The sequence below is a fragment of the Sphingomonas colocasiae genome, assembly GCF_019880585.1.
Lineage (GTDB): Bacteria > Pseudomonadota > Alphaproteobacteria > Sphingomonadales > Sphingomonadaceae > Sphingobium_A > Sphingobium_A colocasiae.
The window spans coordinates 320,685-336,334 of the sequence record NZ_JAINVV010000003.1 but is presented as its reverse complement, the minus strand read 5'-3'; the positions used below and the strand labels follow the sequence as shown (position 1 = coordinate 336,334).

At 66.0% G+C, this 15,650-nt stretch carries 18 protein-coding genes; 8 read left to right on the top strand and 10 right to left on the bottom strand.

Annotation, left to right across the window (positions count from 1 at the left end):
• Positions 1-91: 91 nt before the first annotated feature.
• Entirely contained in the window at positions 92-799 is a 708-nt protein-coding gene (locus tag K7G82_RS05230) for a helix-turn-helix transcriptional regulator (RefSeq protein ID WP_222988779.1), read from the bottom strand.
• A gap of 106 nt (positions 800-905) precedes the next feature.
• Here K7G82_RS05230 and K7G82_RS05225 point away from each other — a divergent pair, with 106 nt between their 5' ends.
• Entirely contained in the window at positions 906-1,514 is a 609-nt protein-coding gene (locus K7G82_RS05225; protein ID WP_222988778.1) for a glutathione S-transferase family protein, read from the top strand.
• A gap of 56 nt (positions 1,515-1,570) precedes the next feature.
• On the opposite strand, the gene K7G82_RS29685 is transcribed toward K7G82_RS05225, so the two are convergent.
• Both K7G82_RS29685 and K7G82_RS05215 read right to left on the bottom strand, forming a co-directional pair.
• Positions 1,571-2,170: a YdeI/OmpD-associated family protein gene (locus K7G82_RS29685; protein WP_246623282.1), complete on the bottom strand. Its 600-nt coding sequence runs from the start codon at positions 2,168-2,170 to the stop codon at positions 1,571-1,573.
• A gap of 163 nt (positions 2,171-2,333) precedes the next feature.
• Positions 2,334-3,218 carry an alpha/beta hydrolase gene (locus K7G82_RS05215; RefSeq protein ID WP_222988777.1) on the bottom strand — a complete coding sequence of 295 codons (885 nt, stop codon included), beginning with the start codon at positions 3,216-3,218 and terminating at the stop codon, positions 2,334-2,336.
• A 102-nt stretch (positions 3,219-3,320) separates the two neighbouring features.
• On the opposite strand from K7G82_RS05215, the gene K7G82_RS05210 reads away from it, so the two are divergent.
• Positions 3,321-4,304 carry an AraC family transcriptional regulator gene (locus tag K7G82_RS05210; protein WP_222988776.1) on the top strand — a complete coding sequence of 328 codons (984 nt, stop codon included), beginning with the start codon at positions 3,321-3,323 and terminating at the stop codon, positions 4,302-4,304.
• A gap of 125 nt (positions 4,305-4,429) precedes the next feature.
• Here K7G82_RS05210 and K7G82_RS05205 read toward each other — a convergent pair whose 3' ends face one another.
• From K7G82_RS05205 to K7G82_RS05175, 7 genes are all read right to left on the bottom strand, one after another.
• A complete protein-coding gene (locus tag K7G82_RS05205) occupies positions 4,430-5,011 on the bottom strand; it encodes an aromatic-ring-hydroxylating dioxygenase subunit beta (RefSeq protein WP_222988775.1) in 582 nt (193 codons plus the stop codon).
• Positions 4,998-6,344: an aromatic ring-hydroxylating oxygenase subunit alpha gene (locus K7G82_RS05200; protein WP_222988774.1), complete on the bottom strand. Its 1,347-nt coding sequence runs from the start codon at positions 6,342-6,344 to the stop codon at positions 4,998-5,000. The genes K7G82_RS05205 and K7G82_RS05200 overlap by 14 nt, the downstream gene beginning before the upstream one ends.
• Entirely contained in the window at positions 6,341-7,234 is an 894-nt protein-coding gene (locus tag K7G82_RS05195) for an arylamine N-acetyltransferase (protein WP_222988773.1), read from the bottom strand. The genes K7G82_RS05200 and K7G82_RS05195 overlap by 4 nt, the downstream gene beginning before the upstream one ends.
• A 53-nt stretch (positions 7,235-7,287) precedes the next feature.
• Positions 7,288-8,556, bottom strand: a complete 1,269-nt coding sequence (locus K7G82_RS05190; RefSeq protein ID WP_222988772.1) for an amidase family protein — start codon at positions 8,554-8,556, stop codon at positions 7,288-7,290.
• Entirely contained in the window at positions 8,553-8,720 is a 168-nt protein-coding gene (locus tag K7G82_RS05185) for a hypothetical protein (RefSeq protein ID WP_222988771.1), read from the bottom strand. The genes K7G82_RS05190 and K7G82_RS05185 overlap by 4 nt, the downstream gene beginning before the upstream one ends.
• Before the next feature lie 77 nt (positions 8,721-8,797).
• Positions 8,798-9,685 (bottom strand): alpha/beta fold hydrolase, encoded by an 888-nt coding sequence (locus tag K7G82_RS05180; protein WP_246623281.1) that lies wholly within the window; start codon positions 9,683-9,685, stop codon positions 8,798-8,800.
• Positions 9,685-10,575 carry a VOC family protein gene (locus tag K7G82_RS05175; RefSeq protein ID WP_222988770.1) on the bottom strand — a complete coding sequence of 297 codons (891 nt, stop codon included), beginning with the start codon at positions 10,573-10,575 and terminating at the stop codon, positions 9,685-9,687. Before K7G82_RS05175 ends, K7G82_RS05180 begins: the two co-directional genes overlap by 1 nt.
• A 223-nt stretch (positions 10,576-10,798) precedes the next feature.
• Between K7G82_RS05175 and K7G82_RS05170 the strand changes: the two genes are divergently transcribed.
• From K7G82_RS05170 to K7G82_RS05145, 6 genes are all read left to right on the top strand, one after another.
• A complete protein-coding gene (locus tag K7G82_RS05170) occupies positions 10,799-11,374 on the top strand; it encodes an amino acid synthesis family protein (RefSeq protein WP_222988769.1) in 576 nt (191 codons plus the stop codon).
• Positions 11,371-12,588, top strand: coding sequence for an amidohydrolase family protein (locus K7G82_RS05165; RefSeq protein WP_222988768.1), 1,218 nt, complete (start codon positions 11,371-11,373; stop codon positions 12,586-12,588). The genes K7G82_RS05170 and K7G82_RS05165 overlap by 4 nt, the downstream gene beginning before the upstream one ends.
• 63 nt (positions 12,589-12,651) lie before the next feature.
• Positions 12,652-13,161, top strand: a complete 510-nt coding sequence (locus K7G82_RS05160; RefSeq protein ID WP_222988767.1) for a flavin reductase family protein — start codon at positions 12,652-12,654, stop codon at positions 13,159-13,161.
• Between the two features lie 37 nt (positions 13,162-13,198).
• Positions 13,199-14,683, top strand: a complete 1,485-nt coding sequence (locus tag K7G82_RS05155) for a 4-hydroxyphenylacetate 3-hydroxylase family protein (RefSeq protein WP_222988766.1) — start codon at positions 13,199-13,201, stop codon at positions 14,681-14,683.
• Entirely contained in the window at positions 14,680-15,081 is a 402-nt protein-coding gene (locus tag K7G82_RS05150) for a carboxymuconolactone decarboxylase family protein (protein WP_222988765.1), read from the top strand. Before K7G82_RS05155 ends, K7G82_RS05150 begins: the two co-directional genes overlap by 4 nt.
• Entirely contained in the window at positions 15,074-15,634 is a 561-nt protein-coding gene (locus K7G82_RS05145; protein ID WP_222988764.1) for a MarR family winged helix-turn-helix transcriptional regulator, read from the top strand. Before K7G82_RS05150 ends, K7G82_RS05145 begins: the two co-directional genes overlap by 8 nt.
• Positions 15,635-15,650 lie beyond the last annotated feature (16 nt).

Below are 15,650 nucleotides of genomic sequence, written 5' to 3'. Positions count from 1 at the left end.
TCAGTCATGGCGCCGGACCCTAAGGTTGAAACTGTCCCGATCGGATATTGTCTGTTCAAAGCAGGACGCGGCCGACTTGGGGGCTTCGCAATCAGGCTGTTCGGTCCAGCTCCTGACGCCGGGCCTGCATGAACGCATACCAGCGCGCGCGAAGTTGCGCCGGGCGCGCCGGATAGCGCTCGTCCAGAAACTCCAGCGTGGAGACCCGGTCGGTCCTGAACATGCGGAAATCCCCCCGCAACTCGCACCAGGCGACAAGCATGCGCGTGGTTTCGCGATAGCCGACCAGGAAGGGCCACACCGTCCGCCGGCTTTCCCGATCCTCGCGGTCGCGATAGCCGATACCGAGCTTGCGGCCGGCATGGATCGATGCGCGGATCGCGGCCATGTCGATCGATTCGGCCGCCCGGTCCCATGCCGGGGGAACGACAACGGCGGGTTCGAGGATGACGGGGCGCAACTGCCCGGGCACGGTCGCGGCGATCTTGGCGATCAGGTCGCGCGCCGCGTGCGCCAGTGCTGGATCGCCCCGCGCGATGACCCATTGCGCGCCGAGCACCGCCGCCTCGATCTCGTCGGAGGTCAGCATCAGCGGCGGCATGTCGAAACCGCCGTCGAGGACATAGCCCAACCCGGCTTCTCCACGGATCGGCACGCGCTGGCCCATCAGCGTCGCGATGTCGCGATAGACGGTACGTTTGGTGACCTCGAGCTCGGTGGCGATCGTGTCGGCGGTGATCGGCTTCGTCGTTCGGCGAAGGATCTGGATGATCTGGAACAGTCGGTCGGCGCGTCTCATCTTTTCCTCCTATCCCAACGCTGCTGACATCATGCTGTCAGTAGCATGTCAGTAGTCAATCCCCATGGCCGCCGCATCCCGCTGCGGGCCAAGACGGAGAATCGCCATGCTGACATTGTTCCACGCCCCCTGGTCGCGTTCGGGCCGGCTGGTCTGGCTGCTCGAGGAACTGGGCGTCGATTACGAGATCCGCTATTGCGACATTCCCCGTCGCGACGGATCGGGCGCCCGGGATCCGGGCAATCCGCATCCCGACGGCAAGGTGCCGGCGCTCAGGCATGACGATGTGCTTGTCACCGAATCGCTCGCCATCGCGCTTTATCTGACCGATCTGTTTCCCGAAGCCGGGCTCGGCGCGCCGGTCGGCTCCGCGGAGCGCGGCGCCTATCTGACCTGGCTGGCATGGGTCGCCGGCGAACTGGAGCCTGTGCTGTGGAGCGCCATCAGCGGCGAGGTCGCGCGCGACGGCATGGCGAAGGCGCGTTACGATGCCGCGATCGCCCGATTGTTCGATGCGCTGGCGCGGGGGCCTTATCTGATGGGCGATCGCTTCACGGCGGTGGACATCATGGTGGGCAGCAGCCTGGGCTGGGCGCGGCAGCATGTGCCGGCGAGCGACGCGCTCGACGCCTATCTGGCGCGCATGGGCGAGCGGCCGGGCAACGGCCGCGCGACCGAGAAGGACGGCACGCCGCCGGCCATCGCCGCCGCCTGACCGGATTTGCCGCGCGATCGCCGGGCGTCACCACGCCCGCGGTCGCGCGGTGCGTCTCAGCTCTTCTTCTGCGGATAGATGGTTTCGCCGCGCCGGAGCATCTGCACGAAGGTTTCGATCTTCTTGGCGCGGCCCGCAGCGGTCTTCATGTTGCGCGTTCGAAACGCCAGCGCGAAGCGGTTCTGAGCGTTCAGTCGCGCGAACATCTCCCTGGCGGCGGGATCGGCATCGATCGCCGCCTGCAGATCCTCCGGGATCGTCATCGCCTGGCCGCTTTCATAGGCGCGATCCCAGCGTCCATCGGCCTTCGCGGCTTCGACCTGCGCCAGCCCATGCTCCGTCATCCGGCCTTCTTCGATCAGCCGCGCGACATTGTCGACGTTGATCCTGCTCCAGATGCTCCGTGGCCGCCGCCGCGTATAGCGCTGCAGAAAGCTGGTATCGTCGAGCCCCTTGCGCAGCCCGTCGATCCAGCCCCAGCACAAAGCCACGTCGATCGCCTGTTTCGGGGTGATCGTCGCCAGACCGGAATCGGTCTTGTAGATCCGGATCCAGACCTCGTCGGCGGTGTCGTGATGCTTGCTCAGCCAGTCGTTGAAGCGTTGTTCGTCCGCGAATTCGAAAAGCTTTTCGGGGTCGACCTTGACTGGCGCCATAAGCGGCATTCTCCTTGAGGAGGATGCCGAATTGTTCGGGATTTCGGGACGAAGTGCAATCGCTAAGATGCGCCCGGTGTCAGCATCGCGAACGATGGCGGATCGTCGTGTCGCTTTGGCCACAGTCGATGGACGCGGCGTTGGTCGAGGGGCGGACCGATGTTCAGGATGCGGGCGGGCGCAAGCAATAGCGAATATGCGTGCTCAGTTCGGCGATCGCCCGCCCGCTTTCGGGGAGATGGCGGCCGAACAGGTGCCATACATGGATCATGCCCGGCCATTCGCGATAATCGGCCTCGCATCCGGCGGCACGCGCCTTTTCGGCGAGACGCGCGGCGTCGTCGCGCAGCCGCTCGCGTTCGCCCACCTGGATCAGCATCGGCGGCAGGCCTTCAAGATCGGCGAACAGCGGCGAGAGGCCGGGGTCGGCGGGTGGCCGGTCCGTCGCATAGCTGGCGATGGCGGCGCGCAGCGCGTCTTCGGTGACCATCGGATCGATCGCCGCGCGTTCGGTCATCGATGCGCCGCTCAGCGTCATGTCCGTCCATGGCGAGATCAGCGAAAGGCTGGCAGGCATGATCTCGCCACGATCCCTGATAGCGAGCGCGAGCGAGAGGGCGAGCCCGCCGCCGGCGGAATCCCCAGCCAGGCTGACCTGGCGACCGGCCGCGACCAGATCCAGATAGACAGCGATCGCATCGTCGAGCGCGGCGGGGAAGGGGTGTTCCGGCGCCAGCCGGTACAGCGGCAGCAGCACGTCCATATCGGTCGCTGCCGCCAGCAAGGCGGCAAGGGCGCCATGCGACGTCGCCGATCCCGCCATATAGGCGCCGCCATGCAGGTAGAGCACGGCATGCGCCGCCATATTGCCCGGGGCGTGGAAATGCGCGGCCGCTATGCCGCCGATGACGATGTCCTCGCGTTCCACCGTCTCGGGCGCGATCGATCCCGCGCCGAGCCCGTCGACCCATCGCCGCAGATCCTCCAGCCCGGCATTCTCTCCCGGCATGTCGCGCTGCATGAAGGCGATCGCACCATCGATTTGCATATCTAAAATAGCTTTCTTGCAAAGTTAAATTTGGCTGTTTAAGTTCGCTTCATCCTGGTTCACATTTCACCTGGCCGTCTGGCCGCCAGCAAGGAGGGGAAGATGTTCCCGCAGGGCCACTTGCCGTTCGAGAGCCGGCCGGTGCTCGCCACCCGCGATCCGGGCGAGGCGCGCGAATTGATCGGCCGCCAGTTGAAGAGCCACGCGCTTCGCTTCACCGGCGGCCAGCGCGAGGTCGACAGCCGGATGAACCAGATCGCGCTGGGCGACGTTTCGATCTTCTATCTGCGCTACGGCGCCGATGTGCTGATCGATCCAGGCCCGTTCGGAACCTTCTATATCGTCCACATCAATATCGGCGGCGCATGCGATATCGCCTTCGAGGATCGCGCCCTGTCGGTGGGCGGCAGCCGCGCCGCGATCTGCCTGCCCGATCGGCCGGCGCGCTTTCGCTGGCGCGAGGACAGCGAGGTGCTCGGCATCAAGATCGCCAAGACGGCGCTGGAAAACCATTATCAGGAACTGACCGGCCTGCCGCTCCAGCGGCAGATCGATTTCGACGCCGAACTCGATCTGTCGACGCCCGCGGGCCAGCGGCTGGTGTCGCTGCTGCGCTATATCGATGCCGACGCGCTTTCGCCGGCGGGGCTGTGCACCACCCCGGCCGGGATCGGCCAGCTCTCGCGGCTGGTGATGACGACCTTGCTGATCGGCCAGTCGGGCAGCCATCATGCGCTGGTCAATCCGCCGGTTTCTCCGGCCGCTCCCCATTATGTGCGGCGGGCCGAAGCCTATATGCACGCCAATCTTCAGCGCGCCCTGACACTCGACGAGATCGCGGCGCATGCCGGGGTCAGCGGGCGATCGCTCACCAACGGTTTCCGCGATTTCAGAGGCGCGAGCCCGATGGCCTATTTCAGCAATTTGCGGCTGGAACGCGCGCGCGACGATCTGATGCAACGCGCATCCGGAGCGACGGTGACATCGGTCGCCAATCACTGGGGTTTCCATCATCTGAGCAGCTTCGCCAGCCTCTATCGTCGCCGTTTCGGCGCATCGCCGGCGGAGACGCTGCGGCGGGGGTGAACCATCCTCCCTTGTCATTCCCGCGAAAGCGGGAATCCAGCTTTTCCGTGAAGCATCAGAAAGAAGAAGAAGCTGGATTCCCGCTTTCGCGGGAATGACAAGGAGATGTGGATGGTTGAGAGGCGTCACAACAGGGTCGGAATGTCGTAGCCATCCAGCCCGTTGACCAGCAGCGCGCGCTTGATGGCGATCTTCCACTGCCCCCCCTCGCGACGCAGCACATGATCGACCAGCGCGACATGCTGCTGAACGCCATGCCCCTTGCGATGCTCGAAGGCGATCTGGTTGCTGACGATGCGCCGTTCCTCACCCTGCTCGTCCTGCCAGGCCTCGATGTTCGAGATGCAGCGGCGCAGCCTGCGATGCGGGATCTGGTTGTAGACGAAGCCGGTGCCGAAGCGGACGAGCCGGTCCTCCAGACGGCGCCGGTCGTCGAGCCACAGGCTGACCGATCCGCGCGGATCGGAGCTCTCGTCCTGCGGCAGCCAATAGATCAGCTCTTCCGCGAACAGGCCGAGCCAGGCGGAGAAGTCGCGCGTGTCGAGCAGCCGCGCCTCATGGTTCAGGAACGCCTCCGCCTCGAACCGCAGCGCGGCATCGTGCATCGGCGGCCGGCCCGCCAGTTCGCCATGCATCGCGGCGAGTCGGGTATAGAGCGCGTCATCGAGATAGCGCGCGAATTGCGGGCCCTTTTCAAGCGACGACAAGCTTGGTCTCCCGTGAGAGAGTATCGGCATAGTGCCGGTAGAAGTTGCGCATCGGCGCTTCGTCGGTGGGCGGCACGGTGCGCACGCCGGTCACCGGATCGAGCGTGTCCGCATCGGCGCGGTGGCTGCCGCGCCCACACATCACCCATTCGGCTTCCTCGGCGCGCATGCCTTCCCAGCAGCGCTCGAACATCTCGAGATCGTCGGTCTCGCCCAGGATCGGGAAGTCCTCGGCGACGCGCATGCGCAACTGGTTGACCTCGGGCTCCGCGCCCTTGAGCGTCGTCGCATACCAGCTGAGCTGGGTGCGATCATGCACCAGCGGTTCGACCACCTGCACCTGATTGCCGATCAGCAGCAGGTTGGGAAAGATGTTGAGGTTGATGCCGCCGCCCGGCACGCCCTCCAGCGCGGCGCGCGCACCGTCTTCGCCCAGCCGCGCGACCAGGCTCGCCACCTGCGCTTCCGATCCGGGCGTGGGACGGACGCGGTCCCACAGCGAATTGCCCATGCCCGGCCGCTGGTGCAGCAGGCCATGGCCGTTGGGATAGGCCTTGCAATACATCGGCGAATTATCGGGGTTGGTCGCGAAATGGCGTCCGCCCTTGTCGCCGCCGTTGCGGATCCGCGTCATGTCCATGATCGAACGGTGCGAAAAGGCGGGGTGATAGCCGTCGGCGGCATTGTCGAAGACCAGCTTCCAGTTGCCGCCGAAGACGCCCCGGAACGATCCGGCGCCCAGCACGATCTCGCCGCCCGGCGCGCGGCCGATGAACTCGTCGATCAACTCGGTCGCCGCGCCGAGATGATCGGCGAGCGAAGGCATGTCCGGATTGAGCGTGCCGAAGACGAAGCCGCGATAGGCCTCGATACGCGGAATCCGGCGCAGGCCGTGCAGCGACTTGTCGAACGCGTCGCCATAGCCGTCGTCGAACGGCACGCCGATCAAGCGCCCGTCATTGGCATAGGTCCAGCCATGATAGGGGCAGGTGAAGCGCGCGGTGGCGCCCGTATCATCCTGACAGATCGTCGCGGCGCGATGCGCGCAGCGATTGAACAGGCCGTGGATCGCGCCGCTTTTGTCGCGTGTCATCACCACCGGGCGCAGGCCCAGGCGAACGCGCTTGAACGCATTGGCCGCAGGCAGTTCGCTTTCGTGACAAAGATAGGTCCAGAGCCCCCCGAACAGCTTGGTCATCTCGTGCGGGAACAGCGCCGGATCGGTGTAGAGCGATTGATGGATGCGATCGGGCTGCACGAGATACGCCCAGTCGCGATCGACGCGCGGGGCGAGCGTGACGCGCGCCGCTTCGGCCTTGCAGGGCGCGCTCATGCGAAGCCGGCTCCGTCATCGTCGGCGATCGGCACGCGCGCGACGATCGCTTCGGACAGGGCGAACCGTTCGACCAGGATCGCCGGTGCGTCCTTCGGATCGACCGGTGTCGCGGAGAGATTGCCCTGCGGATCGACGGTGATCAGCGCGCCACGGCCATAGGTCAGCACGCCGTCATCGCGGTTCTTGCGGACGTAGAGCGAGTGGTTGAAGATGCTGAACGCCTTGGTCGCCTCATTGCGATAGGTGTAGAAAGCGGGGCTCAGATCCTCGAGCCACATCACCGTCGACAACGGGTTGCGCATATGGCCGGGCCGCCACCACACCACGCCGTCGCCTTCGCACCAGATGCCGTGCGCCTGGCTTTTCTGCGCGGTGCGTTCGCCCGCGATCAGCGGCAGCGCGGCTTCGGCGCCCAGGCTCGGATCGGCGCGATAGACGCGTCCGTCGATCGTGACGTTGAGCCCGCCATGCGCGGGCAGCAGCGGATCGGGCACTTCGGGCATCGTGCCCGCCAGCCGCGAGACCCGGAAGCCGAGCAATGCGAGCAGGCCGTACATCGCCTCCGCCGATGGCCAGCAGCCCGCGGCGACGCCATGCTCCAGCCAGGCGGCGAAGAACTCGTTGGGATCCTGCGACGGGAAGGCGCCGGTCTGGCGCTCGGCGATATAGATGCGCTTCAGCACATTGTCGTAGCCGATCCGGCGCGACCATTGCCTGATGATCTCGTCGAGCGTCTCGCGCGTCGGATCGGGGCGCGTGGCGAAGCCGAACCGCTCGAGCACGCGTTCGAGCATGGCCTCGCGCAGATCGGTATGATCGGGTGGCCCGTCGAAATTGGGCGGGATCGTGCCCGGCCGGTAACTGTTGATCGCGGCTAACTCGGTCATCACGCTGCTCCTTGGCGATATCCAAGGGTCTAGCGTGACGGTTCGTGGCGGCGCTAACGGGTTCCGGCAGCGTCTGCCGCGATCCGGCATCCTTCGATCAATCGCGCGGCGGCGGCGAACAGCCGCGCTTCGCTGCCCATCGGCCCGATCAACTGGATGCCGGTCGGCAAGCCGGCCGAAGTCGCCAGCGGCACCGTGATCACCGGCAGGCCCAGCAGCGAGATCGGCTGGGTGTAGAGGCCGAGTGCCGCGCGCAGCGGGATATTGGTGCCCGGCAGCATCGCCAAGGCATCTTCGGCCGGCGGCGCCAGGCAGGGCACGGTGGGTGCGACCAGCATGTCGAAGCGTTCGAACAGCGCATCGAACTCGGCGCTGTAAGCGGTGCCGACCGCGCGTGCTTCTTCGATCCACGCGTCCGGGATCAGCAGGGCGGCGGTCAGCCGGTCGCGGATCGCGGTGTCGAACAGATGGCGGCGGGTGCGCAACCGTTCGGCATGCGTCCGCGCCGCTTCCGCCGCGACGATGGTATAGGCGGCCGCGCGTGCGCGCGTGCTGAGTGGCGCTTCGATGGTCTCCGCGCCAAATGCGCGTGCTGCTTCGCCGATCGCTTCGGCGACCGCCGGCTCCATCGCGTTTGAGAAATGGCCGCCGAGCAGGCCAACCTTGCACGGCGCCGCCGGATCACTCTCAGCGAACTGGCGCTGGTCGGCATCGTCCGGGTCGGCGGCGTCGAGTACATCATAGACCTGGCGTGCGCGATCGAGCGTGTCGGCGAAGAAGCCGACATGGTCCAGGCTGGGCGAAAGCGTCTGAACGCCCGATTTGCTCAGCCGCCCCAGGCTCGGCTTGACGCCGATGACGCCGCAGAGCGCGGCGGGCACGCGGATGGAACCGCTGGTGTCGGTGCCGAGCGCGAAGGGCACGATGCCCGCCGCGACCACCGCTGCCGATCCGCCCGATGATCCGCCGCACAACCGGCTCGGATCGCGCGGATTGCGCGCGGTGCCGTAAAGCTCGGTTCGCGACACGAAGCCATAGGCGAGTGAATCCATATTGGTGCTGCCGATCAGCACGCCGCCGGCACCGCGCAGCCGTGCGACCGCGAAGGAGTCACGCTCGGCCGGCGGATCGTCGGCCAGCGCCTTCGATGCCGCCACCGTCGTCATGCCCCGGACGGCGAACAGATCCTTGGAGAACCAGGGCAGTCCGGCAAGCGGTCCGGTGACGGTTCCGGGGTTCACCGGCTCGATCGCACGGGCGAGCCAGCCATTGGCCGCCGCTTCGGGCAACCGCGCGATCGCGGCTTCGACCTTGTCCGTCATGGCCGGGGCGCCGCCGCTTCGTCCGCGCGCATCGCGTCGCGGAACGTCAGGATCACCTGCCAGTCTCTCCACACCGCTTCGGCATCTTCCAGGGGCAGGGCGACGCCCTGTTCGGTCAGCCGGGCGCGCAGCGCCTCGGCGGTGTCTGGGAGGGGCATGTCCATGTGTCGCTCGCGGTTCCCGGTCCGGTGATCGCTGTCCGATAGCGGAAGGCGGCCGGTCCGGGAACCGGCAGATGGGATCAATCGTCGAACAGGAACCGCAGCGAGTGGCGCGCGAAGGCTTCGGGATATTCCATCATGGCCCAATGTCCGCAATGCGGCATGATATAGCCCGCGCTGTTCTCGATCAGTTCGAGCAGCCGATAGGCGCTTTCCACCGGCACGACCGCGTCGTCCTTGCCGTGGAAGACCAGCGTCTGATGCTTCAGCGCCGCGATGAATTCCTCCGGCCGGTGCAGGCCGCCTTGCGAGCCGATCCAGCCCATGAACGCGGAATAGCCCTTGCGCGTTTCCCGATCGACCGACAGGCGATGGCGATATTCGACGAGATCGTCGCTGACGGTGAAAGCGGGGTTTGCGAGCGAGCCGATGATCCGCCTGATGCCCTGTTCGGTGAAATCATATTCGGTCAGCGCCTTGAGCGGGGTGATGATGCCGGTCTCGATTCCCGCGCTGCCCATCAGGATCACCTTGTTGACCAGTTCGGGCACCAGTTGCGCCGCGCCGATCGAGGTGAGGCCGCCGGTGGAATTGCCGGCCAGGTTCACCGGGCCGGCGTCCAGAGCGACGATGAATTCGGCAAGCTGGCGGTCGCGGTCGTCCTGCGAATAGGCGAAGCGCGCGGGATCGGGCACGTCGCTGCGCCCGAAGCCGACCAGGTCGATCGCGATCGCACGGCAGCGTTCGGCGAACAGCGGCATCGATATCCGCCAATTGCCCCAGCAGTCCGCGCCCGCACCGCCGCCATGGATCAGGATGGTGGGCATGCCTTCGCCCATCTCGACATAATGGGTCAGGATGCCGCCGGCATCGAGATAGCGGCTTTCGGGCCGGCTGCGCTCGATCGCGTTTCCGGCGGGCATGTCGACGATGCGGCCGGGGCGGTCGATCGTTGCGGTGGTCTCCATCAAATCAGCTCCTTCAGGCGTTCATGGGGCAGCAAATGCCCCCAGATCTTCGTGGTGTCGTATTGGCGGACCTCCCATCCGGCTTCGTCCTCGACCAGCGTGCTGCCATGGCCGATCTCGATGCCGAAGCCGGACGGGCCGACGAAATAGAAGGATATGGTCCGGCAATTGCTGTGGCGGCCCAATGTCATGATCAGCGGATCGCCGCGCGCGAGGACGCGGTCGTACGCGGCCACCACATCCTCCAGCGCCCGCATTTCGAACATGATATGGTTGGTGTCGCCCGATGCCATGCCCAGGCATTCGTTGATCAAGGCCAGGCTGTGATGGCGGGGATTGCAGCGCATGAAGGTGGCGTCGGCGCCGTCCCACACGATCTTGTCCGATGTGCGCAGGCCCAGCACGTCGCGATAGAAGGCGACGGCCTCCGGGTAATGCGCGCAGTGGCGCATGACATGGCCGATGCCGAGTTCGCCGGTGACGAAGCCGCCATGCGGTAGCTCCGGTTCGGCTCGCGCGATCGCGCCATGGTAGAGTTCGTTGGGATAGCCGTCCGGATCGCGGAAGCGCAGCAGCCCGGCGACGCCCCGCGCCGCGCATTCGGTGGCGTCGGCTGGTTGCGGATCGGCGCCGGCCGCGCGCAGCCGTTCGGCGAGCGCGTCGAATGTCGCGGCATCGTCGACTTCCCAGCCCGCGAAGGGCGGAGCGTCCTGCGCGCTCTCGATCAACAGATAGCGATAGGGATGCGTGTCGAGCCGGAGCGCGAGCGCTGGGGCTCCCCGTTCGGTGCGCTCCTCGATCTCCGCGCCCAATATGTCGGTCGCGAGCGACCGCCATGCGTCGAGCCTGTTGGTGCCGATACCAAGATAGCCTAGCCGCGCGACCTGCATGCGCCCCTCCGACCGTGATGCCTGAATGGCGGGCACATGGCGCATCCGCCCCGGGGCCGCGCAACCGGAATCACCCGTAACGGCCGGTCATGGCCCACTCTCTTTCGGGATCGCGTCAGCGGCTGCGCGATCGCGTTTGGTTTCAGGTTTCAAGAAAGGTTTATTGACTAGCTTTGTAACAGAGCTAAATAAGCAGGGAGACCGGTTGAAAGGGGTGATTCACATGGACGTCGTCAGAATTCTCAGCTTCATCGATGAAGCGCGTTTCGAGGCCGGCCGCAGGGCAGATGCGCCGCTGCGCAAGGTCGCCGTCGCTGCCGTCGTCAAGAACCCGTTCGCGGGCCGCCCCTATCAGGAGGATCTGTCCGATCTGATCGCGGCGAGCACCGCAGTTGGGGCGGAGATCGCCGCGATCGGCGTCTCGCTGATGGGCGGGTTGCCCGTCGAAAGCTATGGCAAGGGTGCGATTGTCGGCGTCGCGGGCGAGCAGGAACATGGCGTCGCCATGCTGACCACCGTCTATGGCGACGTGCTGCGCCAGGCGGTGGGCGGCGGCACCGCCTGGATATCCTCGGCCACCAAGGTTGGCGGCATGGGCAGTGCGATCGATATTCCGCTGGCCTACAAGGACGCGCTGTTCGTGCGCTCGCATTATGATGCGATGACGGTCACGCTGCATTCGGCGCCGCGTCCCGACGAAATGGCGATCATCTGCTGCTTTGCCAGCCGTGGCCGGCTCAATCACCGCGTCGGCGGCATTTCGCGCGACGAGGCCGAGGGCCGGGACGGGCTGAGGTGAGCGGGACGGCGGCGGCCGTGCGCATCGCCATCGTCAATATCGGCATGATCGTGACGGGATGCTGGCGCGATCCCTTCGCTAAGGGCGACACGATCCTGACCGAGGGCGACCGGATCGCGCGGGTCGGCACCGCCACGGCGGCCGAGATCGAGGCGGCCGATCTTGTGGTCGATGCGATGGGCGGCACCGTCTGCCCCGGCTTCATCGACAGCCAGGTTCACAACACCTTCGGCGATTATACGCCGCGCCAGAAGACCGTCGGTTTCCTCGAAAGTTATCTGCACGGCGGCACGACGACGAGCATTTCGGCGAGCGAGGTTCATGTGCCGGGGCGGCCGAAGGATCCCGAAGGCGTCAAGGCGCTCGCCGTCGCCGCCTTCAAATGCTTCGAAACCTATCGGCCCGGCGGCATGCGTGTCCATGCCGGATCGGTGATCCTGGAACCCGGCCTGACGCGCGAGGATTTTATCGAGCTGCGCGCCAGGGGCGTCTGGCTCGCCAAGGCGGGTTTCGGCGGTTTCGCGACGCCGTTCGACTATGCGCCGATGGTGGGCTGGGCGCGCGAGGCGGGGATGATCACCACTGTCCATACCGGCGGCGCCTCAATCCCCGGATCCTCGCCGATCCGCGCCGATCATCTGCTGGCGATGCGCCCGCATGTCTCCTTCCACGTCAATGGCGGCCCGGTCGCGCTGCCCGATGCCGAATATGAGCGGCTGACGCTGGAAAGCGACATCGCGCTCCAGGTCTGCACCGCGGGCAACCTGCGCACCGCCATCCTCTGCGCGCAGACGGTGAAAACGCATGACGCGTTCGCGCGCTTCCTGATCGCGACCGACACGCCCACGGGCACCGGGGTGATGCCGCTGGGCATGATGTACACGATCATGAATCTGGCGGCGCTGACCGACATGCCGCCCGAATGGTTCATCGCGGCGGCGACCGGCAATGTCGCCGATGTCTATGGGCTCGATTGCGGTTATCTCAGGCCCGGCCGCGCGGCCGATCTGCTGATCCTCGATGCGCCATTGGGGGCGACCAGCGACACCGCGCTCGGCGCGCTCGCGAACGGCGATCCCGCCGCGATCGGGGCGGTGATCTCCGCCGGCGTCGCCCGGTTCGTCGGGCGCAGCCGCAACACGCCCGCGCCCACGCGCATGCCGCGCGTCGCCGCATGCCGCATTCCCGCCGATTTCAGCGGTGCGGCACATTGAGGAATGATATTTACTTTGTAACAAAGATATTATACAAAGTTTAAAATCATTGAGGAGCGGACCATGGTCGAGTCGATGGAGCGGGGGGCCGCGCTGCCCGATCAGCATTTCCTGCGCGCGATGTTCGGCCGTTTCGCCAGTGGCGTCACCGTGGTGACGTGCGGCGCGGGCGATGCTGTTCATGGCATGACCGCCAATTCCTTCACCTCGGTCTCGCTGGAGCCCGCGCTCGGCCTGGTCTCGCTGTCCCGCAACTGCCGGATGCACGACCGGCTGGTCGCGGCGCGGCGGTTCGGTGTCAGCGTGCTGGCGGAGGGGCACCGCCATGTCTCCAACCATTTCGCTGGTCGGCCGGTCGACGGCTATCTGCCGGCGTTCGAGGAGCGCTGCGGCGTCGGGCTGCTGTCCGACGCGCTGGCATGGATGATCCTCGAAACCGAGGCGGAGCATCGGGCGGGCACGCACACGCTGTTCGTGGGCCGGCTCGTCAGTTGCGGATACCGCGCCGATGCGCATCCGCTGATCTTTTTCGGTGGCGGCTATGGCGCGCTTTCCGCGCCGGCATCGGCCTGACCGCCATCACACACATCAGGATTTTCCAGGAGAGCATATGAACAGGGGCGTAAAGACCGGGGCGGACCATATCGAAAGCCTGAGGGACGGTCGCGCGGTCTATCTCGACGGCCAGCGCGTGGAGGACGTCACCGTTCACCCCGCCTTCCGCAACATCGTGCGTTCGGCGGCGGCGCTCTACGATTATCAGGCCGATCCCGCCAATCTGGAAGCGATGACCTTCGCTTCGCCGAGTTCGGGGCGGCGGGTGGGGCGATCCTGGCAATTGCCCGGCAATTATGAAGAGATGGTGGTCCGCCGCCGGGCGCTGACGCGCTGGGCGGAGCTTCATGGCGGTTTTCTCGGCCGCTCGCCCGATCATGTCGCGTCCGCATTGGCCGGCCAATATGCGGGGCTCGCACGGCTGCAGGCCTATGACGAGGGCGGCGCGCGCAATCTCGCCGATTATTTCGAATATGCGCGCGATAACGATCTGTTCCTGACCTATGTCATCATCAATCCCCAGGTGAATCGCGGGCTTTCGACATCGGAACAGGTCGCCGACGACGTGATCATGCGCGTCGTCGACGAGGATGGCGAAGGCATCACCGTGCGCGGCGCCAAGATGCTGGGCACGAGCACGATCGTCGCCAACGAGGTGTTCGTCGCCAATCTCCAGCCGTTGCGCCCCGGCGAGGAGGATTATGCGGTCTCCTTCGCGCTGCCGATGAATGCGAAGGGGCTCAAGATCGTCTCGCGCAAATCGTTCGAGGCGAGCGCGGTCAGCCTGTTCGACAATCCGCTGGCCGCCCGTTTCGACGAGAATGACGCGGTCGTCTATTTCGACGATGTGAAGGTGCCGTGGGAACGCGTCTTCGTGAACCGCAACGTCGCGATGGCGCGCGCGCAATTCCACGAGACCGCCGGCCATGTCGCGCAGAATTATCAGGCGCAGATCCGCCTGATGGTGAAGCTGCGTTTCCTGGCCGGGATCGCGCGCCGCATCGCGGAGACGATCGGCACCATCCAGATGCCGCCCGTCCAGACCATGCTCGGCAAGCTCGCGTCCGACGCGGCGGTGGTCGAGGCCTTGGTCCAGGGCATGGAGGCATCGGGCGAGATGCACGGCACCGCCTATATGCCCAACCGGCATCTCGTTTATGCCGCGCAGGTGTTCACGCAGGAGCTTTATGCCGGGTTCGTCAACACGGTGCGCGAACTGGCCGGCGGATCGCTGATCATGCTGCCATCGTCGGCGCGCGACTATGGCAATCCGGAGATCGCGACTATCCACGATCTGCTCCAGCAGTCGCCGGCCGGCTCGCCGCGCGACCGGGTGAAGTTCCTGAAGCTTGCCTGGGATGCGCTGGGATCCGAATTCGCGGGCCGTCACGGTCAGTATGAGATGTTCTATGCCGGCGCGCAGTTCGTGACGCGCGGACACAGCTTCCGCACCTATGACTGGGCCGGGGCGGGGCGCCTCGTCGACGGATTGCTCGACGGTTACGATCTGACGGGATCGCTCGTGGCGGAGAGGGCGTGAACGACCCCGATCGGCATGCGGCCGGCATGGCGGTGCGCCGCGCCGTGCTGGGTGACGCCTATGTCGACAGCATGCTCGCGGCAGCCGATACGCTCTTCGATCCGCTTCAGCACCTGATCACCGAATTCTGCTGGGGCACCGTCTGGACGGGCGAGGCGATCGACCGGCGCACGCGGAGTCTCGTGAACATCGCGATGTTGAGCGCGCTCAACCGGCCCCACGAAACCGCGCTGCATCTGCGCGGCGCCTTGCGCAATGGCTGCTCGCGCGAGGAGATCGCGGAAATCATACTGCAGGTTGCCGCTTATTGTGGCATTCCGGCGGCGATCGAGACTATGAAGCTGGCGCGAGAGGCGTTCGCAGACGACGAAGGAATGGGCGGTCGGGATGGTGGCTAAGCGGTCGGCGCGCAAGGGTGGGGCGGAGGAGTCCCTGCTGACGGTCACGCGTCCCGAACTGCTTGACGACGGCAGCGACGATCGCTTCCGCGCGCTCGTCCATGCCTCGCTGGCGTTCAGTTCACGGCTCAACGCCATCCGTGACGGCTATGCCCGGCTGATCGGCGTCGCCGGGCCGCAATATACGATCCTGATCTCGATCGGGCATCTGCAGAAAAGCGGCGACGTCAATGTGAAGACGATCGCCGATCATTTGAGCCTCAGCGGCACCTTCGTCACGACCGAGGTCAACAAGCTGGTCGCCCAGGGGCTGGTGAAGAAGGCGCGCGACAAGGTCGATGCGCGCAAGGTGAAGCTGGAGATATCGGAGGCTGGCCGCGACCGGCTGGCGCGGCTCACCAGCATCCAGCAGCAGGTGAACAACGTCCATTTCGGCAGCCTCAGCCGCGAGCAGTTCGACGCGATCGGCACGATCATGCCAGAACTCGTCGCCAGCACCGATCAGGCGCTGTCGCTGCTGCGCCATCTGACCATGGCCGAAGGCGAGATCTGACGGCGGGCGCAGCGCC